The sequence below is a fragment of the Pseudomonas sp. EA_5y_Pfl2_R50 genome (assembly GCF_963970475.1).
Taxonomy (GTDB): Bacteria; Pseudomonadota; Gammaproteobacteria; order Pseudomonadales; family Pseudomonadaceae; genus Aquipseudomonas.
In genome coordinates this window covers 1-463 of record NZ_CAXAPT010000160.1, presented here as the reverse complement: position 1 = coordinate 463, position 463 = coordinate 1, and the positions used below count along the sequence as shown (strand labels likewise).

At 61.8% G+C, this 463-nt stretch carries 1 pseudogene; it reads left to right on the top strand.

What is annotated here, in order from left to right:
• A pseudogene (locus AACY19_RS27230) lies at positions 1-463 on the top strand (phosphomannomutase/phosphoglucomutase); the annotation flags it as partial.

The window sequence follows — 463 nt, the reverse complement described above, 5'->3', positions numbered from 1 at the left end:
AGTATAACGGCTTCAAGATGGTCCTGCAGCACAAGCCGTTTTTCGGCGCGGACATTCAGGACCTTGGCCGCATGGCGACGGAAGGCGACTGGGATGTCGTCGCCGATGAGGCCGACCGTGGCACCGTCTCCACCGCCGACATTGAGGACGATTATGTCGGTCGTCTGGTCGCGGGCTATGCCGGGGGCAGCTACAAGATCGGCTGGGACGCCGGCAATGGCGTGTCGGGCCCGATCATCGAGAAGCTCGTCAAGCTCCTGCCGGGTGAGCATCACTTGCTGTTCACCGATGTCGACGGCAATTTTCCCAACCATCACCCAGATCCCACTGATGAAAAGAACCTGACCGACCTGAAGCGCCTCGTCGCCGAGAAGCAGCTCGATTTCGGACTGGCTTTCGATGGCGATGGCGACCGCATCGGCGCGATCGACGGGCAGGGCCGCGTCATCTGGGGCGACCAGAT